Source organism: Ruegeria sp. HKCCSP346, assembly GCF_017872595.1.
Lineage (GTDB): Bacteria > Pseudomonadota > Alphaproteobacteria > Rhodobacterales > Rhodobacteraceae > Ruegeria.
Genome location: NZ_JAEDOT010000002.1, coordinates 153,059 through 172,854 on the forward strand (window position 1 = coordinate 153,059; position 19,796 = coordinate 172,854).

Below are 19,796 nucleotides of genomic sequence, written 5' to 3' on the forward strand. Positions count from 1 at the left end.
CTTTTTGGCCAATGCCACAAAGAATGTTTCAACCTTTGAACGCGGTGCTTCCGGCGCGCGGAAACTACGCGGTCGCGGCCCAAAACACCTGGCTAATTCCGAGGTCTGGAGCAGCGCAAGATCAGGTTAGCGGCGACGGGCGCGCCGATGATGACCAGCACGATCCGCGTCAGGTGATGGCTGATTACAAAGCCCAGATCAGCGCCCGAGACGATGGCCAGAACCGTCATTTCGGCCTGCCCCCCCGGTGCGAAAGCCAGAAAGGCTTCGACGGGCCGCCCCAAACCAAGAGACGTGACAATGGCAGTGAAACCTGCTGCCAGAACTGCAAGTACGAAAACATATGCAACGCCCGCAGCGACAACCCGGCGCAGCTCCCCCCAGGTTACGCCAACAAATTTTTCTCCAATCGCGCAACCGATGAAAAACTGCGCGACCAGCACGGCTTCGCGCGGCGGGCGAGAATGAATGAAATCCCCCAACGACAAAGCCGCCGTTAGGATCATCGGCCCAAGGATGGATGCGCCGAAAAGCCCTATTCTCTCTCCGCCTTTCCAGCCGATGAAAGCCGCCAGAACCATCAGCAGCAGTTCATGAACAGGAAGCTCACGAGCCGGCTGTCCTATGGGATTGGTGAGTTCCGCATCGTAGAAAAGCGTCAGGAACAACGGCGCCAAAGTGACAATGATCAACACGCGCGTACCGTGGATCAGGGAAAGGGTTCTTGGGTCGGCTCCGGCTTCGGCGCCGAAAATGATCATGTCCTGCAAACCGCCCGGCATCGCTGCGTAAAATGCGGTTTTTTCGTCAAATCCCCAGATTTTTCGAAAAAACGGCACACCAACAAAAGCAATCAGGATTATGAAGACGGGAACCAGCATGATCGATGTGGCCATCTTGGGTAGTTCGACAAAAAGTGCCGGCGTGATCGAGGCACCGACTGCTACGCCCAGAATCGTTCTGGCGGCAACGGAAATCTGCCCAAACCCTTGCATTGGCGCCTGGGCAAGCGCGGCGATCAGGCAAGCTGCCATGGGGCCGAACAAGAACGGCAGCGGCAGGTCCAACACCCAAAAGACCGCTGTGCCAAGCACTGCAATTCCAAACGTCACCGACCTTTTTACAAGGGGGGAAGGGTGGTTCTTCAAGATGAGCAAAACCTGAATTCCATTGCCATTGACCCGTAATGTGTTCAACTGTATTCCTTTGGATACAAAGTGCAAGCAAGAACATGATGACCTTTCAGGACGACTCAATTCAGCCAGGCCCCCAAGGCAATTCCGTGTATCAACGGTTGCTGGACGAGATTCGCGAAGGGGCGCTTTTGCCCGGCGATCGCTTGAGAGAGATTGACCAGTCCAATCGGTTGGGCGTCAGCCGAACTCCTGTGCGCGAAGCGATCCGACAGCTCGAGACGGATGGGCTTGTCACGCATGTGCCAAGGCAGGGCGCAACGGTCCGAAGCCTGAGTTATGCCGAAGTAATGGAGCTTTATGAGATGCGTGCCGTGCTTGAAGGCACTGCGGCCCGTCTGGCGGCCCGAGCCGCGTCAGATATCGAATTGGACGAACTTGAGGTTCTGAACGACCAACTTGCCCAGGCAGGTACGGGGCCAGAGGCCGCCCGGATCAACAGGGTATTTCACGCCACCCTGTTGGATGTGGCCAAAAACCGGTTTCTGGCGAAATCCATGCTTTCATTGCAAAAAGCGCTGCTGATACTCGGACCGTCGCAACTGTTGGACAATGAACGGGCGGATGCCGCAGTCGCGGAACACAGGCGCATTATGGCAGCCCTCAAGTCGCGTGATAGTGCTGCCGCCGAGATGGAAATGCGAGCACATATTCAAGCCGGCCAGAGGATGCGCATTCGCGCCCTTCAGGAGCGCGACCGCACAGCCGATCAGGACCAATAGGACCAACGGATTATTCCTCCTAGAAACGTTGCCTGGAATATCACCGTGATCGATGGCGGCAGTTCGCTCGGCACCCTATGGGTTTTGGACGTTGCCAGACCCGCCTGGAAACTCCGGTGCTGCCTTGCTGGCGGCAGGGTGTGTTGCCGCGGCTCCGCTCTGGCAAAAGCCCGACCCAATTCCTGGCGACCCGTCAGCTTGGGCTGGCGTTTTTGCTTTCGTCCAGCTGTTAGGTTCGACAGAGCTGACAACGCGGGCCCGGAAGGCCGGGGTACTGATCGAAATCGCAAGCCTAAAGCACTCGACCTTTAACCTGAGGCATATCCGGCAGCCTTGAAGTAGTTCCAACACTCTTCGGGTGAGAAGAGGTCACAGATTTCCGTGAGAGCGTGGAACATGTCGGTGAATGTTCACGCCCCGATCCTGCGCAGGTGCGCTTTGAGTTTCGAAAACGCCATCTCGATGGGGTTGAGATCGGGGCTGTAGGGCGGCAGGAACTGGAACCAGCATCCGGCGTTGCGCATGGCTTTGGCAGCGGCGGCATTCTTGTGCGTGGCAAGGTTGTCCAGAATGACAACGGTGCCTGGCTCCAGTTCCGGTACCAGCACCTGCTCGACGTAGGCCGCAAAAGCTTCGCCATCCATTGCGCCCTTGATGACCCAAGGTGCAATCAGCGCGTCGGCGCTGAGGCCTGCGATGAAGGTCTGTGTGCCCCATGACCCAAAGGGCGCATCCATGACCAGCCGCTCGCCTCTCTGAGACCAGCCACGCTGGCGGGTCAGATTGGTTTTGACAGAGGTCTCGTCAATAAAGACAACGTGATCCGGTCGGGCCGACACGGCTGGCAGGCGGTGTTTGAACCAATGGTCGCGCTGCTTTCTTACCCTTGCGCGGCGTCGCTCCGTCGCGACCAATGTCTTTTTTTGTGCGTGAAGCCCAGCTTACGAAGGAACCGGCCAATTGCATCGGGGTGCGCCTGAACGCCAGTCGCATCCGCCAGCGCACCGGCCAGTTCGGGCATGGTCATATCGCCGTCCTGGTCAATCAGTTCGATCAGAAAGGTGCGATGCGGATCAAGCTTACCCTTGCCGCGCGGACGACCCTGAAGCGCAGCTCTGGCTTGTCCAGTTCGTCGGATCGCAAGACCCCAACGTGCCCCGGAGGCAGGCGAGAGCTTCAAGCGCAACGCCGCCGCGCGACCACTTAACCCTTCTTCAACCAACTTCTGAAACCGAGCCCGCAGCGCATTCGGTAAAGGTGCTGACATGATCCATCCTCCCAAAAAGGATGAATCACAAATCAGCGCTTTTGGGAATCCCTCACGATTCAGGTTTTGCGTCGGACGCTTTAGGCAGCGAACTACGCCAGAAACTGCACCGTCAGTTTGACAGAACGGGCCGCCTCCAGCGCCAATGCACATCTATATCCAAAAGCTGTCTTCTTCCAAAAGGGGCATCAGTGCCGGGCTGATCTCGTCACCCTCGACGTCCACATTGCCACTCGGCACGGCGGCCAATGCGTCTTCGGAAACGGAAAACGCCGTGTCCTGAGCCTGATGCAAGCTCACCAGCGTGTAGACGTCTTCTGCGTCTTCGGGCGCCTCAAGATCAGGGGCGAACTTCAGATAATCGACCGTTTCATCCCAATCGGTCTCTCCCAATACTTCTTTCTGATCGCCTTCCGAAAGCCGAGCGAGCTTGGGCAATTGGAACCCCAGAGTTCCACTGCCATCGATATCAAAGCCATAGAAGGATTCGACCGCCACCACGTCAGCGACGGTGTTGGAGCTGACAAACACACCATTGGAATCCGTGACCCATTCACCGTAGGACCCATCCGCATTCTTCCACAGCACCCGGTAGCCGCCACCTGAAGCCTCGGCGTGAATGGCCTGCCAGCCGGAGAAGCTGTTCGGTCCGACGGTGGCGTTGTTGAACGTCAAGTTGGTGGTGCCGCCAAGCAGATATTCACCTTGGGTTGTCGCCCCCAGCGTTGTCGCGCCGCTGGATTCAATGCTGATTGTTCCATGCCCCGTCAGCCCGTCATTGTTCAGGTCAACGCCATAAAAGACCTCTACATCCGCAACATTGCTGATTGTTGTGCTGCTCTGGAATTCACCGGCCGCATTCGTCGTCCATTCACCGTAGGACCCGTCCGAGTTCTTCCACAACACCCGATAGCCGCCACCGGATGCCTCGGCCTGAATGGCCTGCCAGCCCGCGAAGCTGCCAGGACCGGCATTAACCTGGTTGAGCGTCAAGTCGATGCTGCCGCCGATTACATATGCGCCATTGGTTGACGACCCCAGCGTCGTGGAACCGTTGGATTCGATGCTGGTCGTGATATGGCCGATTTGCCCATCATTGTTCAGATTTGCGCCATAGAAGACCTCGACATCCCTAACGTCGTCTATGATGCGGCTGCTGACAAAACGACCACTGGCATCCGTCACCCATTCCCCAAACGTGCCATCCACGTTTTTCCACAGCACTTTGTAACCGCCGCCCGAAGCCTCGGCCTGAATGGCCTGCCAGCCGGGAATACTGCCCGGGCCGGCTTTGGCACCGTTGAGGGTCAGTTCAATGGTGCCGTCAATCAAATACGAACCCAGGCTTGACGAAACGAGCGTCGTGGAGCCGTTGGTTTCAACCGTGACCGTACCATGCCCCGTCAGCCCGTCATTGTTCAAATCAGCGCCATAGAAGGTCTCAACATCAGCCACGTTGCTGATGCTGCTGCTGCTGAGGAACTGACCATTGGCATTTACGGTCCATTCCCCGTACGTCCCATCCACGTTTTTCCACAGCACTTTGTAACCGCCGCCCGAAGCCTCGGCGTGAATGGCCTGCCAGCCGGCGATCGTGTTTTGACCAACAGCCTGACCATTAAATACCAGCGTCACGTTCGAGCTGCCTGCATCCAGAACGTAAATGCCCTGACTTGCATGTTTCAGTGTGGTGCCGGTCGTCTCGATATCCGAAAGCTGCATGGCAGCTTCGATATTCGAACGAGTATACGCCTGTGATCCATTCTGGAACTGAATGGCCTCGACGTCATCTTCCACCGTGAAGGTGATACGTGAAACGGCATCGACAAATTCGTATTTCGTGCCGTTTTTAATGAACAGATAGCTGCTGATGGCGCTGACAAATCGGACTGTGTCAGTACCGCTTCCTCCGGAAAACGAGCCGGCATTGTTGGTCACAATGGCCCAATCGTCGCCCTGGCCGCCGAAAACCTGGTCTGCACCGGAACCGTTCGCCAGATAAATGGTGTCGTTCCCCAAACCGCCATAAACGGTGTTGTTGTTGGTTCCGTCGGACACTGAATAGATTTTGTCGTGACCATGGTTGCCATTCAGAACGTTCTGAGCGGCATTCCCGACGATCACGTCGTCACCGGTCCCACCGATCGCGTTTTCAATCACAACGCCATGCGCGATTGTAAAGCCGCCCTTTATACCCTCTGCGTAAGACACTACGCCGCCGCCGGTCTCGGAATAATCCAGTGTTGCGGCCCGCAAGTCGATCCGCGCCTTCGAACTGCCGACATGCTGGATGGTATCGTTTCCACCAGTATCCCAAATAGACTGATAGCCGGTACCCGCGACGTTTGCCCAAGGAAGCGTGTAGGTATTGTTGGCAGAGTTGTGGCTGGTATTGGCGCCATACATCGCCTGCAGCGCAGCAATGTCCAAAGCGCCAAGACCCGTTGAACCACCATAAGTCGCGTTAACAGAGAGAATTCCGTTCTTTTCGGTCCAGCCATCATTATACGACATCACCGTGTAGACACCCTGATTCAGGCTGCCGGCCCCGAAAGAGTCAAATGGCGATGTGACGCCATTCATCACGGTTGTACCCAAACCGGTGTCGTGGGGGTGACCCAACCCAAGCGCGTGACCCAACTCATGAAGCAACGTAGTAAAGAAAAACCCGCCCGGATCGCCGTTTCCATTTGTTCCGGCAGTCCAGTAAGCGGTGTTGAAAGCGCCTGCGGAGGGACCACTTGATGGCGTATAGTGGTAGCCAAGCGTTCTGGGATTTGAAAAAAAACTTGTGGGCGCAATAACTTCCACCAAGTCGGCGGAAGCGCTGCCGGATTCGACAAAAGTCACATTTGCGACGGCCTCGATGGCAGAAAGAGCCGCTCGGAATTCCGCCTTGTATTCCGCAGTCCACGCTTGTGTGCCCGCGTATTGTTCGAAGTGATAAGAAATTGTGGTGGTCGAAGGATTGCCGTCAACGTAGGCAACATAACCTTGTATTGGACTGAGCGGCGAAGAAGCGGAAGGTCTTGGTATTATAGTCGTAGTTGCCATTGCTCAGCCCTGTACCTCGGAAGATTAGATTGCACTCGGATGCACGCTCAAATTGTTCTTTTTATGACAAACTACTATGCACCGATCTTTTTGAAACAGCAGGTGCACCATGTTTCAAATGACACTTTCTTTCAACGGCAGAACCGTCTCATAAGTGCAACAGAAACCCGTGTTCCTTGGCTGAACCGGGCATCTGCGGCCGTTTAGGGTTTAGGCATTCTGCCAAATATTTTTTAATTTTTTTGGACCCGTTCTCGAAGCTTTTGATCCGGTGGCAAGCTTTCGCTTATTCCATGGACTCTGTAGTGGGGATTTGCCCAAGGCGGTGAACCGGTCAGAACCGCCGAGGGTAACATCCATGCCATTTTCGGCAGATTGCAGGCCCTATTTGCGCCAACGTCAGACAAAGCTCCAAGGGCCAGATACCGGACCGCATAGGCACCGAGCGAATACCGGACCGCATAGGCACCGAGCGAACTGAGCCTCGTGAATGATCTGTTACGTTAACCGTTCGCGACATACTCAGCAATGGCGGCCCGGCTGCCACGCTGCCATATCAGGGTCAGCCAGCGGGCAAAGGCGTTGGAAAACTGTGTACTGATCCCAAAGTCACCGCTGTAGAACCCCTGTTCCAGCCAAAGCTCAGGATCAGTTTTGGACGCTTTTGCGGTGCTGTTCAGGCCTTCCCACTGGGGATCATTGGGAGTGATCTCGGAGCCATCCTCACGAATACCCGCACACATCCGGCACCAGAACGCTTCGGCGAGAGCGAGCCCGTTTGCAGAAGACCCTGATGCAAATGCATCGCGGAGCGACGGTAGCAAAAATCCGGGATGTCTTGCCGATCCGTCGAATGCAACCCTGCGTGTGGTGTCGTGAATCGCCGTGTTTGCAAATCGGCTCTCGATCAACTCAAGGTACTCATTTGCAGTGGTTTCGGGAACCGCTTCGACATGCGGAAGGATTTCTTCGACCTGCACTTTTCGAAAAAACGCCACGATGTCCGGGTCCTTCATGCAGTCGGCAATCGTCGAAACACTCAGTATTTCTCCGACATTCGCCAACAGTTGATGACCTCCGTTCAAAATGCGCAACTTCATGGTCTCGTAACCATGGACGTTGTTGGTCAGTATTGCTCCGACGTTTTCGAGGGGCGGTCGCCCGGCGCAGAAGGCATCCTCGATGACCCATTGGCGAAAGTTCTCATGCGAGACGGGCGCTCTGTCATCGACGCCAAGGGCGCGGCATTGCGATACCAATTGGTCGGTGGTCGCTGGTACGATGCAATCCACCATCGAGTTGGGAAACGCGCCATGCCTGTCGATCCAGTCGGCCAGTTCCGAGTCGGACATGCGCGCCAATTCCACAACACAGTTTCGCAAAATCGTTCCGTTGCCCTGAAGATTGTCGCAGCTGAGCGCCGTGAACGGGGTCAACCCATCGGCGCGCCGTCGTCTGAGCGCCGCAACCATCGCACCGAAAGCCGTACGGGGCTGATTGGGGTTTTCTGCGTCATGACGGATAACTGCGTGATCGAAATCGAATGCTCCGCTGTTGGCATCCAGAAAATAACCCCCCTCGGTAACAGTCAGCGAAACGATCCGGGTGGCCGGATCTGCCATCGCGTGGATGAGGGCAGCGTTGTTTTCCTCGATCGGCAGGTAGTCGATCATCGGGCCAACAACCTCGGCGGACATTCCGTTTGGCCCTAACTCGATCAGCGTTGTGAGGCAATCCTGCGCCAGCAATCGTTCTCGCATGACAGCGTCATAGCTTCGCACACCCGCTCCGACGATTGCCCAGTCATGGGCCAGCCCCTGCTGCATGAGCTTGTGAACATACCAGGCCTGATGCGCGCGATGGAAATTACCCAATCCAATATGAACGATGCCCGGCGTCAGATCCGAACGTTCGTACATCGGGGTCTTCACGGTGGTTGGCAGCTTGGACAGACTCTCTTGCCGCAGCCGTGCAGGGGTTTTTGCGTTCGCCACAGGGTCCATCAGCTCATCCAATTTCCGCCGTCGACGTTGTAAGTCTGCGCGACGATGTACCTGGCCTCATCAGAGGCCAGAAAAACCGCCATGCCTGTCAGGTCTTCCGCGCGCCCCATGCGGCCATATGGAACAGCCGCCGCCACTTCACGCTTCTTCTGGCCAAGGGGCTTGCCTTCGTGTTTTGCAAAAAAGGCGTCCACACCATCCCAGTGTTCGCCATCGACGACACCAGGGGCAATCGCATTTACGTTGATCCCATGAGAAATCAGGTCCAGCCCCGCCGATTGGGTCAGGGATATGATCGCCGCCTTGCTGGCGCAGTAGACAGCGACCAAAGGTTCACCCCTTCGCCCGGCCTGCGAGGCCATATTGATAATTTGGCCTTTGGTTCCGTGCTCGATCATATGTTTGGCGACGGCCTGCATCGTAAACAGCGCGCCCGCGACGTTGATGTCAAAAACGCGATTGTAGTCGGCGCGCTCGATCTCGACGATTGGTGCGGCGGTGAAGATGGCCGCGTTGTTGATCAGAATGTCGATTGGGCCGAATTGCGTCGCGGTTTTTGCTATGGCCCTATCGATGCTTTGCTGGTCGGTCACGTCCATTTCGACAGCGAAAGCCGCCGCGCCAATTTCAGCGACCGCGTCCTGTGCGCGCTGGATGTCGATGTCGGCAACTGCGACCCGCGCGCCCTCTGCCACATAGGCCTTGGCAAATGCCAATCCAATGCCCCGCGCAGCCCCTGTGATCAGGGCGGTTTTGCCCGTCAGACGTTTCATTCGATCCGCAGACCGTCTGCGTCAAATCTGTGGATCACATCGGCGCGTGGGGTCAGATGAATGCGATCCCCATGGCGGAAACCAACCTCGCCATCGGCACGAACAGTGATTGTCTCGGCCAATCCGGTGTCGTGGACGTGGAAAAACGTGTCCGAACCAAGATGTTCAGAGACGCTGACGCGCCCGGACCATTCTCCTTCGGAGTCCGACACCGCGATGTGTTCCGGTCGAATGCCGATCGTTTGTGCGCCATGCTTTGCCGCTTCGGGCCCTTCGATGAAGTTCATCTTGGGCGAACCAATGAATCCTGCAACAAACAGGTTGCGTGGCGTTCGGTACAGTTCCAGCGGGCTGCCAACCTGTTCGATCACGCCAGCCTGGAGCACAACGATCTTGTCCGCCATGGTCATGGCTTCGACCTGATCGTGGGTGACGTAGATCATCGTTGTCGCGAGGCGTTCATGCAGCTCGCTGATCTCCAACCGCATGCCCACCCGCAACGCTGCGTCGAGGTTTGAAAGGGGTTCATCGAACAGGAACGCGGCTGGCTCACGAACGATAGCCCTACCAATGGCGACGCGCTGGCGTTGACCACCGGACAACTGGCCCGGGCGGCGATCCAGGTAATCGGTCAGGTTCAGGACACTGGCCGCGCCCTCAACCCGCTTGTCGATTTCAGCCTGATCCAGTTTCGCCATGCGCAGCGGAAATGCGATGTTCTTGCGAACGGTCATATGCGGGTAAAGCGCATAGGACTGGAACACCATTGCCAGCCCCCGCTTGGCGGGTGGCACGTCTGTTGCGTCTGCTCCATCGATTTCTATGTGGCCACTGGTGATGTCTTCCAACCCGGCGATCAGGCGCAGCAGCGTGGATTTGCCACAGCCCGAAGGGCCGACGAAAACGGTGAACTCGCCATCTTCGATGGTCAGGTCCAGCGGAGGGATGACCTGAACGTCGCCGAAGCTTTTGGTCACGGACTTGAGTTGTATGCGTCCCATGAGGAATGCTCCTTATTTCACAGCGCCGAAGGTCAGGCCGCGGACAAGTTGTTTCTGGCTGAACCAGCCAAGGATCAGGATGGGTGCAATTGCCATGGTCGAGGCCGCGCTGAGCTTGGCAAAGAACAGGCCCTCGGGGCTGGAATAGCTGGCGATGAAGGCCGTGAGCGGTGCCGCGTCAACAGCGGTCAGATTGAGGGTCCAGAATGCCTCGTTCCACGCAAGGATAAAGTTCAGCAGGACGGTCGAAGCGATGCCGGGAATGGCCATGGGGGTTAGGACATAGAGGATTTCCTCTTTCAGCGTCGCCCCATCCATCCGTGCGGCTTCCAGAATTTCACCCGGAATTTCGCGGAAATAGGTGTAAAGCATCCAGACGATGATCGGCAGGTTGATCAGCATCAGCACCACGACCAACCCTCCGCGCGTATCCAGAAGGCCCAGTTGGATGAACAGCAAGTAGATCGGGTACAGCACACCTACGGCCGGCAACATCTTGGTGGACAGCATCCACAACAGGATGTCCTTGGTTCGTTTGGACGGAACAAACGCCATCGCCCAGGCGGCGGGCACGGCGATGATCACGCCCAGCATGGTCGACCCACCGGCGATGATCACCGAATTCCACAGAAACCGCATATAGTCCGAGCGTTCCTGCACGATGGCGTAGTTTTCCAGCGTCCAGTCAAAGTTTAGGAACAACGGAGGGCTGGCAATGGCCTGCGCTTCGGTTTTGAAGCTGGTCAGGATCGTCCAGAGGATCGGGAAGAAAATCAGCAGTCCCACGGCCCAGGCAAGGGCGGTGTTCAGCGATTTGCGTCGGGATGTGACAGCGCGGGCCATGGGTTTTCCTCCTCACGCGTCCAGGTTCTTGCCGACGATGCGCATCAGGAAGATCGCAACGATATTGGCAAGGATGATTGCGTAGACACCTCCGGCTGATCCGAGACCAACATTCTGGCTCTCCAGCACGCGCTGGAAGATCAGGTAGGTGAGTGTACGGGTACCGAATGCGCCGCCGGTGGTCACGAAGATCTCGGCGAAGATCGACAACAGGAATATTGTCTGGATCAGGATTACGATGGTGATCGCGCGGCTCAGATGCGGCAGAATGATGTGGTAGAAGCGCTTCAGAACCGGTGCGCCATCCATTTCGGCTGCTTCCAGTTGCTCGCTGTCCAGCGACTGAATTGCGGTCAACAGGATCAGTGTTGCAAAGGGCAGCCATTGCCACGAAACGATCATGATGATCGAGGTCATCGACGCCTCGGACAACCACGAGATCGGCTCGGCCCCGAAAAAACGCCACAGATGGGCCAGCAAACCATTGACCGGGTCCATGAACATATTCTTCCACACCAGCGCAGACACGGTGGGCATCACGAAGAACGGCGCGATGACAAGGATACGGACAATGCCTTGCCCCCACATCGGCTGATCCAGCAGCATGGCGAGCAGAATTCCGAGAATGACGGTTATGATCAGAACACCGCCAACAATGACCAGTGTTGCCTGCACCGCGGGCCAGAATGTACTGGACGAGACAAAGCGGACGTAGTTGTCGAACCCGACCCAGCCCAGATCACCCCCGCGCAGAGGCAGATATTTTTTGAAAGAAAAGTACAGCGTCATCGTCAATGGCACGAGCATCCAGCCAAGCAGCAGGACCACTGCGGGTGCCATCATCAGGCGAGCAACGGATCGGGAGTGTTGAGTAGCCATTACGCAAACCCTCTCTGTTCAGGCGTAACTCAGCCTGCGAGAAAAACGCGAGTTGTGGAAGTGGAGAGAGCAGGGGACAGATCACCTGTCCCCTACTGGGAGGGATGCCTCAGTACCCTGCGGCTTCCATTTCTTCAGCCGTAAAGGCCTGCGCCTTTTCAAGCGCTTCATCTACAGTCTGTTGTCCGGCATAAACCGCCGAGAATTCCTGACTGACCTGTGTGGCAATGCCCGCGAATTCCGGGATCGCAACGAACTGGATGCCAGTATAGGGTGTTGGCTTGGCACAGCAGTTCTGCGGGTCGGCCAACAGGATCGACTCGAGCGTCATCTTGGCGAACGGAATGTCCTTGTAGTTCGCGTTCTCATAAAGCGAGGTGCGCGCGCCCGGAGGGACATTGGCCCAACCTTCGTTTTCCGCCACCAGTTCGATGTAATCCTTTGAGGTCGCCCATTCGATGAACTGCTTGGCTGCATCCTCTTTCTGGGTTCCCGCCGGAATGGCCAGTGCCCAGGCCCACAGCCAGTTGGCGCGCTTGTCGACGCCTTCCGAATTTGGTGCCAGAGCAAACCCGACCTTGTCCGCGACAGTTGAATCATCCGGATTTGTCACAAAGGAAGCCGCAACAGTGGCGTCGATCCACATTCCGCACTTGCCCTGCTGGAACAGCGAAAGGTTTTCGTTGAAGCCGTTGGTCGCGTAACCGGCAGGGCCGGATTCATTCATCATGTCGACAAAAAAGGTCAGCGCCTCTTTCCATTCGGGCTGATCAAACTGAGGTGTCCAATCTTCATCAAACCATCGTGCACCAAAGGAATTCGCGGTTACAGTGATAAAGGCACCGCCTTCACCCCAGCCCGCCTTGCCGCGCAGGCAGATGCCGTTGATGTCGTTGTCACGGTCCGTCATCGCAGCCGCCGCCTCGCGGATGAACTGCCATGTTGGCGCCTCAGGCATCTCCATCCCGGCCTTTTCCATCAGGTCGGTGCGATACATGATCATCGAGCTTTCGCCATAGAACGGTGCTGCATACAGCGTGCCGTCATGGCTCAGGCCACCCGCCATCGCAGGAAGCAGGTCGCCGACATCATATTCCTCAGACAGCCCATCCAAAGGAACCAACCAGCCATTTGCGCCCCAGATCGGCGTTTCGTACATGCCGATGGTCATGATATCGAACTGACCGCCCTTGGTGGTGATGTCGGTGGTAACACGCTGACGCAGGACGTTTTCCTCCAGCGTCACCCATTCCACGTCGATACCAGTCGCCTCGGTGAAGTTGTCGGTATAGCCCTGCATCCGGATCATGTCGCCATTATTGACGGTTGCGATCGTGATCGTTTCTGCATGGGCCGCGGCCGTTGCGACAAAGGTCAATGCCGTCGCCGCACGAAGTGCATTCTTCAAATACATCCTTGTCCTCCCTGAGCTTGGATGCCGTACTCGGAAAGTAGTGCGTAATTTGTCGCGGCGTCAATAAAAACTTTACGCGCGTTAAAAAATGAAGCTACGCAGAATCCCTCAAAACCAGTCGTGCGGGGAATAGCGTTTCCGATCGCGCCTGAAGTTCCCCTCCACTTTCAATGAGTTGGAACAGGGTTTCAACACTGCGCGCCGCTACATTATCATAGTCATGCGCTGCCGTTGTCAGGGATGGACATGTAAATTTTGCGAACGGGTGCCCATCATTCGAAGCTACACGCAACGTACAATCCTCTTTCCGACCGACCCGAATCCCCTGTTCGTAGCAAGCGGCAAGAAAGCCGATGGCAAGCCGGTCATTGCTACACAGAACCGAGTTCGTCCTCAATTGACCTTCCTCCAAGATCTTCATCGTGCCTCTGTGTCCAATTTCTTCAAACGCCCAACCTTTGCCATCAACCTTGAGAATATGCGGCTCATGTCCGAGGCGCTCCATGATTTCGACATACGCCTTGCGCCGTTTGTTGGCATTGGGGTTCGCGGGTGTTCGCATTTCGAAGAAGGACGGGGGTTCACCAGTGCGGGTCATGTATTCGACGGTTTGCGACACAAAGCTAAAGTTATCCGATCCGACAAAGGCTGCTCCCAGACCATCAAGATTGCTGTCGAACAGAACGGTCGGCACATTGGCACAGAATTTCTCGATCGCAGATCTGTCCGAAATTCGGCCCAAAGGGGCCAAAAGAACACCGGCGGGTTTCATCGATTGCAAGCCGTCCAGAATTTCGTTCTCCAGCTTCTGCTCGCCATGAGAGCTGAACAGGGACGGCCGATAACCTGCCGCAATGCAACTTTGTTCCAGATAGCGTGCAATCTCGACAAAGAACGGGTCCGCCAGATAGGGCACGACGATTCCGATATTCTTGGTAAGCTTCCGGTTCTGGTTCACCGCGTAAATGTTGGGGCGATAGTCGAACCGTTCCAGCGCCTCTTCGATTCGGGCCCGCGTCGTGGGGCGAACGCTGTCGGGATCGTGAAAGTACTTGGAAACCGTAGGGCGCGAGATGCCGCTGAGCGCTGCAAACTCTTCCATGTTCTTTATCTTGGTCATGCCGGTCTGCCTGCTGGTATTGTTCGTCGTGAACTTATCATAGATTTACATATTCTTTGCGCGCGCTAATAAATCAATAGCCAGAGCGGCCTCACGCAACCAGCCCGCGACAAGACGTTCAAAGGGATTTCGAGAGCGACGCCGCCCTTTTGGCAAGATTCATTCAAATTGATGACAAGGCTGGCGAAACGTATCCAGGAAGGTCTGTGTGTAGCTTGGCCGGCGCTTACGGCCGAGAACTGTGGACTGAACAGCAGGCTTGGACGGGGTAAGAAAAAGGCTAGAATATTATGATCGAACACTAAACCCAAATTCTTGACGATCTTATCTAAGCGATTGGTTTTAAACTATGGATGCTATTGCCCAACTGACCAATTGGATGATTGCCGAGGGGCGTCGTTCGGATGACCCGGAAAAAGTTGTGTCATATTTCTGTTCGTCTCTGATCGAGGCGGGTGTGCCGCTCTGGCGGGTCAATATCGGTCAGCGTTTCGCCAATCCGCTGCTCATCGCATGGGGGATCGTCTGGACACCGGATGGCACCGAAAGCTATGACGTGACACATGAGACCATGCTGACGGATGGGTATGTCGGCAGTTCATTCGAATACATTCTTGAACACCGTAAGCCACTTCACAAAAGTCTGCGGCAATTGGATCCCAAGACCGAGCACTTATCATATCTTGAATTCGCTGAGTTGGGTGGCACCGATTACTATGCTACGCTGCTTTATTACGGAGACGGATCGCTGCACGGCTGCACTTTTGTCACCCGGTCGCCAGAAGGCTTCTCGCCCCGGCATCTGAAAATGATTGAGGGTGCATTGCCCGCTCTGTCCTCTGCTCTTGAACCTGTCACCATGCGCAAGTCGTCCAAAGGTCTTCTGAGAACCTATCTTGGCGATGGGCCCTCTGATGCTGTGTGGAACGGGCGGATCAAGCGAGGGGAACGCACAACCCTTGACGCAGTTGTCATGTTCTCTGACCTGCGCGGTTTCACCGCTCTTTCAGACAGGGCATCCGAAGAAGACGTTTTCGACATGTTGAGTGGATATTTTGATCTGGTCGTGCAGTCTGTCGAAGAGAATGGCGGCGACATTCTCAAGTTCATGGGCGACGGCATTCTGTCGATATTCACTGTCGAGACACAGGAAGGTTTGAACGCCCAATGCAAAAGGGCAGCACAGGCCGCTCAAAGTGTTTTGACCGGTTTGGCCGCACTCAACCATCGCCGCGATGAGGCTCAAAAGCCGCCGTTGGACATAGGCATCGGGATCAATGTCGGGCAGGTCAGCTATGGCAACATCGGCAGTCCCGGCAGGCTGGATTTCACTGTTCTGGGCAGAGCGGTCAACCTCGCAAGCCGTATTGAGGGGTTGACGAAATCCCTGGGCCACAGAGTTCTGGCGACGTCAGCCGTTGCCGCTGCTTCGCCTGAACTGTTCTCAGCTTGTGGGTTTCACGAAGTTCGAGGGCTTGCCGAATCCATCGAGTTGTACTCTCTCGTCGAAAAGGAGCCTCAAGCCAGCCCCATACCGGATCGCCACATGGATCCGGACAACATGGATTGAGAATCGCAAGCTTCTACATTGTCCGCAATGCCGAATTCGAATTGGGCTGCGGGCGACGAGGCCGCGCACTGCGCTGATTAAGGTGCCGTCGCAGGACCCTTGGACGAAAATGTATTCGCGCTCAAGGACCTGGGCGCATCCGAAGCTGATGCTGCGGACACACCTGGCCTTTTCGCGTCACAAAGCAATCCGTGCCGAGGTCATGGCTTTTCCGTAACCACCCGCCATGAGGCCCGTGATTGCGCCATTCTCGATATCCAGATCGACCTTTATCAGGCTCGGGCTTGCCGGGTTCATAAACACCCCCTGTTCGATTTCAAATGATCGCTGAGACGTGCCGCCGAAATCGTGCAACACGCATGCAAGTGGCCCGGCCGCCATCCCAGTGGCGGCTTCTTCATCTATCGCGTATCTGGGTGCGAACATACGGGTTGTGGCGTCCCGGCTGCTGATTGAAGGGTCATTCGTGAATACGTAATAGCCAATCAGATCCAGTTTCTCGCTGATTTGCTTGATTTTGGCCAAATCTGGTCTGATTTTGGCAAAGCCCGCCGCATCCGAAAGACCAACGACGATGAAGCTGTTGCCGGTGTTGACCAGAACCGGAGCAAACCTCTGATCTAGGTCAGTTTTGTCGACCCCGAGAGAGCTCAGCACATCGTCGAGTTTCACGCCATTTTCGATCCATTCCTGAGCACCCGAGTAGCGTGGGGCCAATTGTTCCATATAGGCGGCGCCGTCTTTCATGAGTATGCGCCTGGGGCCATCAACTGTTTCCTTTGAAGTATCGGGCTTGGGGATCCGACCCAACGCATCAAGGTGAGAGAAGGCGGCGATTGTTGCATGACCGCAATGAGCGATGCGCCGGTTCGGTGTGAAGAAATCCAGCTTGAAGCCTTCCGTCTTGGACCGCGAGACAAACGCCGTCTCGGACAATCCAACTCTTGCCGCCACGGTTTGCATATCTTGCGCGCTCAGATCATCAGCGTCCAGAACGACGCCTGCGGGATTTCCTCCGGTGCCACCGTCGACAAACCCGTGCACGATTTCAACCGTGACATCCCTGGCAGTGTTTGTTTGCGTATTCATTGATCGTCTCCAAACATGAGGCCGCGCCCTTGATCGAGGCGCGGCCAGTTGCGCATCAGTTGCCGGCGGCGGTGATGCGGTTCAGGAATGCAGTCATCTGTTCCGCAATTTCAGACCCATATTCTTCCAGCGCGAAGTGTCCGGTATCAAGCAGATGAAACTCAAGATCCTTCAGGTCGCGTTGATAGGGCAGGGCGCCTTCGGCCGGAAAGATGTGATCATTCTTACCCCACATCAGCAGCGCAGGTGGTTGATGCTCACGAAACAACGCCTGCCATTTCGGGTACTCGGCAACGTTGGTGCCGTAGTCCAGGAAAAGTTCAAGTTGCACCTCCTGATTACCTTCGCGATCAAGCAGGTATTGGACGTGCCAATAGTTATCCGGGCTGATCAGTTCCAGCCTCTGTACACCGTGGGTGAACTGCCACTTGGTCGCATCCAGAGTAAGAAACCCTCGAAGCTGGTCGCCATTCTCTTTCGAGGGGTCGGCCCAATAGGCTTTGATCGGGTCCCAGAATTCGCGCAGCCCTTCCTCATACGCATTGCCGTTCTGAATGACGAAGCCAGTGACCCGTTCGGGTTGTTCGGCAAACATCCGGAATCCAACCGGGGCACCATAGTCCATCAGATAGACCGCGTATTGATCGACACCCTTCCGATCCAGCAGAGACGTCATGATTTCGGCGATATTCGCAAAGGAATAATCGAAGTCTTCGGCTTGCGGCATGTCCGAGGCCCCAAATCCGGGGAAATCGGGCGCGATCACGTGATAGTTCTTGGCCAGTTCGGGGATAAGGTTGCGGAACATATGTGACGAGGTCGGAAACCCATGAAGCAAAAGAACGGTTGGCCTGCTCGGGTCTCCGGCCTCACGATAGGCGATATTGACCTCGCCGATTTTTTCTGCGCGGAAATTTACCGCTTGGGTGGCTTCAATGCCGGTCTCACTTGCGATTGCAGGGGCCGGAGTTAATGGCACCGCGATGGTAAGCGCGAGAAGACTTGCGCTCAGGATGGATTTCACATTGCGCGACATGGGTATTTCCTTTCTTGGGGTTTTGGGGGCGCGTCTGAACGCGCGGGGTTCAGCATCGGTCAGCGTTTCTGGCCGGGCTTTTCTTTGTGCTCTGTGTTTTGAGCTTTCAGTTCCGCCAGTTCATCGCGAAGCGGTGCCATATGCTCTTCAAACTCTTCCAGGGTCAGGCGTTGGGGGATGTGCTGCGGGCAGTTCCAGTCCATCGCTTCAAGCTTGATCACAATGGCCCGCTCCGGGTGGCCCCTGTAATTCGGGTCACTCAAACGTTGCATCAGGGCCGGATCATCCGCGCCATCAACAAGTTTCGCCCGGCCCCAGATCTTGAGGCGTCTCCGGTTGGGATAGTCCATCAGGATCAGAGAAATGCGGTCGTTGTTCAGCAGATTGCCTGCGCTCAGATATTGCCGGTTGCCGCGAAAATCCGCGTAGGCCAGCGTCCGTTCATCCAGCACTTTCAGAAAACCTGCCGGTCCGCCGCGGAATTGGACATAAGGCCAGCCGGTTTCAGAGACGGTCGCCTGATAGAAGCCGTCCCTTTGTGCGATGAAGCTGGCTTCGACCGGGCTGATGAGGTCTTCCTGAACGGCACCGGCCAGAAACTTTGCATAGCCTTCTGCCGATCCGTTCCTGGCCTGTGTTGCACGTACCGAAGGCGTAAAACTGATTTCTGCAAAAGGGCGTGACATTGAATTCTCCATCTCAGCCGGGCAGTGCCCTGGGGTTGAGATGAAGCTAGTCAAAGCTTTGGTGTTGCAGAATATCCCTATTTGGCAATATATTATTCCAAAATATGGAATAATTGTTTGGATAGATTTCACGCACTGAGCGTTTTTGTGAAGGTGGCCGAGCTGAACGGCTTCGCCGCCGCGGCGCGCCACCTCAATATGTCGCCACCAACGGTAACCCGACTGGTCTCCATGCTGGAGGACAGCCTGGGGCTTCGTCTTTTTGTGCGCACCACGCGATCAGTCATGCTGACGGACAGCGGGCGAAGGTTCTTTGAAGATGCCAGACGCATTCTGATGGATCTCGAGGAGGCAGAGCGTGCCGCCGTCGGATCCTATGCCGAACCGACCGGGGAACTCAGCGTGACCGCATCGCTGTTGTTCGGCCGCATGTTCGTCACTCCGATTCTGGGTGAATTTCTGGAACTGCATCCAAAGCTCTCTGCGCGCACTCTCTATGTGGACCGCGTGGTCAATCTGGTGGATGAAGGCCTCGACGTCGGGATCAGGATTGGAAACCTTGCAGATTCAAGCCTGATGGCGGTGAGATGTGGCGCGGTGAGGCAGGTCGTGTTTGCCGCTCCGGCATATCTTGATGCGCGCGGCGAACCAGACACACCCGACGACCTGGCCAATCACGCGATCATAAACTCAACCGCCCTGCACGCCTCGGCCCAATGGCATTTTCAAAAAAGCGAAACGGTCGTGACAAAGCGCGTGAACCCGCGCATCAGCATGAACACCAATGACGCGGTGATCGAGCTGGCGCTGCAAGGGCATGGCATCGGGCGGCTTTTATCCTATCAGGTGGCACCCTACCTTGCGGACGGGCGGCTCAGGACCGTTCTGAATTCGTATGAACCACCCGAGATCCCCATCCATCTTGTGCATCAAGAGGGCCGTACCGTGTCTGCAAAAGTGCGTGCATTTGTCGATTTTGCGGCCAAGCGTCTCAAATCAGACCCCTATTTGGACGGATTCCAACACAGACCTGCGAGTTAGGCCAAAAGATCCGCCGAACCCCGCCATCCGGTCGCGGCCAGGGTCGCCAGGGTCCTGACCGACAGATCACTCTGGGCATGCCCTTTGAGGTGAGTCCGCGCGAAA

15 protein-coding genes and 1 pseudogene are annotated in these 19,796 nt (G+C 56.1%); 3 read left to right on the forward strand and 13 right to left on the reverse strand.

The genetic code is table 11. The features are described 5' to 3' along the window. Positions 1-92: 92 nt before the first annotated feature. Positions 93-1,094, reverse strand: coding sequence for an AbrB family transcriptional regulator (locus I9185_RS09305; RefSeq protein WP_348539730.1), 1,002 nt, complete (start codon positions 1,092-1,094; stop codon positions 93-95). Between the two features lie 188 nt (positions 1,095-1,282). Between I9185_RS09305 and I9185_RS09310 the strand changes: the two genes are divergently transcribed. After that, on the forward strand, positions 1,283-1,915 hold the full coding sequence (locus I9185_RS09310; protein ID WP_348539517.1) for a GntR family transcriptional regulator: 633 nt from the start codon (positions 1,283-1,285) through the stop codon (positions 1,913-1,915). A gap of 308 nt (positions 1,916-2,223) precedes the next feature. Here I9185_RS09310 and I9185_RS09315 read toward each other — a convergent pair. From I9185_RS09315 to I9185_RS09355, 9 genes and pseudogenes are all read right to left on the reverse strand, one after another. Beyond that, a pseudogene (locus I9185_RS09315) lies at positions 2,224-3,182 on the reverse strand (IS630 family transposase). A 153-nt stretch (positions 3,183-3,335) separates the two neighbouring features. Further along, positions 3,336-5,765, reverse strand: a complete 2,430-nt coding sequence (locus I9185_RS09320; protein WP_245223506.1) for a M10 family metallopeptidase C-terminal domain-containing protein — start codon at positions 5,763-5,765, stop codon at positions 3,336-3,338. Between the two features lie 974 nt (positions 5,766-6,739). Beyond that, positions 6,740-8,239, reverse strand: a complete 1,500-nt coding sequence (locus I9185_RS09325; RefSeq protein WP_210092884.1) for a mannitol dehydrogenase family protein — start codon at positions 8,237-8,239, stop codon at positions 6,740-6,742. Beyond that, the gene (locus I9185_RS09330) at positions 8,239-9,012 is read right to left on the reverse strand and encodes an L-iditol 2-dehydrogenase (protein ID WP_171636015.1); all 774 of its coding nucleotides are present in this window, start codon (positions 9,010-9,012) and stop codon (positions 8,239-8,241) included. The genes I9185_RS09325 and I9185_RS09330 overlap by 1 nt, the downstream gene beginning before the upstream one ends. Continuing rightward, positions 9,009-10,013, reverse strand: a complete 1,005-nt coding sequence (locus tag I9185_RS09335; RefSeq protein ID WP_152460302.1) for an ABC transporter ATP-binding protein — start codon at positions 10,011-10,013, stop codon at positions 9,009-9,011. Before I9185_RS09335 ends, I9185_RS09330 begins: the two co-directional genes overlap by 4 nt. Positions 10,014-10,025: 12 nt before the next feature. After that, on the reverse strand, positions 10,026-10,856 hold the full coding sequence (locus tag I9185_RS09340; protein WP_152460301.1) for a carbohydrate ABC transporter permease: 831 nt from the start codon (positions 10,854-10,856) through the stop codon (positions 10,026-10,028). Positions 10,857-10,868: 12 nt separating this feature from the next. Continuing rightward, the gene (locus tag I9185_RS09345) at positions 10,869-11,735 is read right to left on the reverse strand and encodes a sugar ABC transporter permease (RefSeq protein ID WP_171636017.1); all 867 of its coding nucleotides are present in this window, start codon (positions 11,733-11,735) and stop codon (positions 10,869-10,871) included. A 109-nt stretch (positions 11,736-11,844) separates the two neighbouring features. After that, positions 11,845-13,149, reverse strand: a complete 1,305-nt coding sequence (locus I9185_RS09350; protein ID WP_171636019.1) for a sugar ABC transporter substrate-binding protein — start codon at positions 13,147-13,149, stop codon at positions 11,845-11,847. 94 nt (positions 13,150-13,243) lie between these two features. Further along, complete coding sequence (locus I9185_RS09355; RefSeq protein ID WP_171636022.1) at positions 13,244-14,269, reverse strand: LacI family DNA-binding transcriptional regulator; 1,026 nt, start codon at positions 14,267-14,269, stop codon at positions 13,244-13,246. A gap of 349 nt (positions 14,270-14,618) precedes the next feature. On the opposite strand from I9185_RS09355, the gene I9185_RS09360 reads away from it, so the two are divergent. Beyond that, on the forward strand, positions 14,619-15,839 hold the full coding sequence (locus tag I9185_RS09360; RefSeq protein ID WP_210092885.1) for an adenylate/guanylate cyclase domain-containing protein: 1,221 nt from the start codon (positions 14,619-14,621) through the stop codon (positions 15,837-15,839). Positions 15,840-16,016: 177 nt separating this feature from the next. Here the strand turns inward: I9185_RS09360 and I9185_RS09365 are convergent, their stop codons facing one another. From I9185_RS09365 to I9185_RS09375, 3 genes are read right to left on the reverse strand one after another with little or no spacing between them, the layout of a single operon-like run. Then, positions 16,017-16,928, reverse strand: coding sequence for a PhzF family phenazine biosynthesis protein (locus I9185_RS09365; RefSeq protein ID WP_210092886.1), 912 nt, complete (start codon positions 16,926-16,928; stop codon positions 16,017-16,019). Positions 16,929-16,983: 55 nt separating this feature from the next. Then, positions 16,984-17,964, reverse strand: coding sequence for an alpha/beta hydrolase (locus I9185_RS09370; RefSeq protein ID WP_210092887.1), 981 nt, complete (start codon positions 17,962-17,964; stop codon positions 16,984-16,986). A gap of 59 nt (positions 17,965-18,023) precedes the next feature. Beyond that, a complete protein-coding gene (locus tag I9185_RS09375) occupies positions 18,024-18,650 on the reverse strand; it encodes a pyridoxamine 5'-phosphate oxidase family protein (RefSeq protein ID WP_210092888.1) in 627 nt (208 codons plus the stop codon). 117 nt (positions 18,651-18,767) lie between these two features. On the opposite strand from I9185_RS09375, the gene I9185_RS09380 reads away from it, so the two are divergent. Next, on the forward strand, positions 18,768-19,691 hold the full coding sequence (locus I9185_RS09380) for a LysR family transcriptional regulator (protein WP_210092889.1): 924 nt from the start codon (positions 18,768-18,770) through the stop codon (positions 19,689-19,691). Positions 19,692-19,796 lie beyond the last annotated feature (105 nt).

Coding starts and splice junctions, on each gene's coding strand:
- I9185_RS09325 (WP_210092884.1), bottom strand. CDS start 8,239: ATGGACCCTGTGGCGAACGCAAAAACCCCTGCACGGCTGCGGCAAGAG.
- I9185_RS09350 (WP_171636019.1), bottom strand. CDS start 13,149: ATGTATTTGAAGAATGCACTTCGTGCGGCGACGGCATTGACCTTTGTC.
- I9185_RS09355 (WP_171636022.1), bottom strand. CDS start 14,269: ATGACCAAGATAAAGAACATGGAAGAGTTTGCAGCGCTCAGCGGCATC.
- I9185_RS09360 (WP_210092885.1), top strand. CDS start 14,619: ATGGATGCTATTGCCCAACTGACCAATTGGATGATTGCCGAGGGGCGT.
- I9185_RS09320 (WP_245223506.1), bottom strand. CDS start 5,765: ATGAATGGCGTCACATCGCCATTTGACTCTTTCGGGGCCGGCAGCCTG.
- I9185_RS09335 (WP_152460302.1), bottom strand. CDS start 10,013: ATGGGACGCATACAACTCAAGTCCGTGACCAAAAGCTTCGGCGACGTT.
- I9185_RS09330 (WP_171636015.1), bottom strand. CDS start 9,012: ATGAAACGTCTGACGGGCAAAACCGCCCTGATCACAGGGGCTGCGCGG.
- I9185_RS09340 (WP_152460301.1), bottom strand. CDS start 10,856: ATGGCCCGCGCTGTCACATCCCGACGCAAATCGCTGAACACCGCCCTT.
- I9185_RS09370 (WP_210092887.1), bottom strand. CDS start 17,964: ATGTCGCGCAATGTGAAATCCATCCTGAGCGCAAGTCTTCTCGCGCTT.
- I9185_RS09345 (WP_171636017.1), bottom strand. CDS start 11,735: ATGGCTACTCAACACTCCCGATCCGTTGCTCGCCTGATGATGGCACCC.
- I9185_RS09365 (WP_210092886.1), bottom strand. CDS start 16,928: ATGAATACGCAAACAAACACTGCCAGGGATGTCACGGTTGAAATCGTG.
- I9185_RS09375 (WP_210092888.1), bottom strand. CDS start 18,650: ATGTCACGCCCTTTTGCAGAAATCAGTTTTACGCCTTCGGTACGTGCA.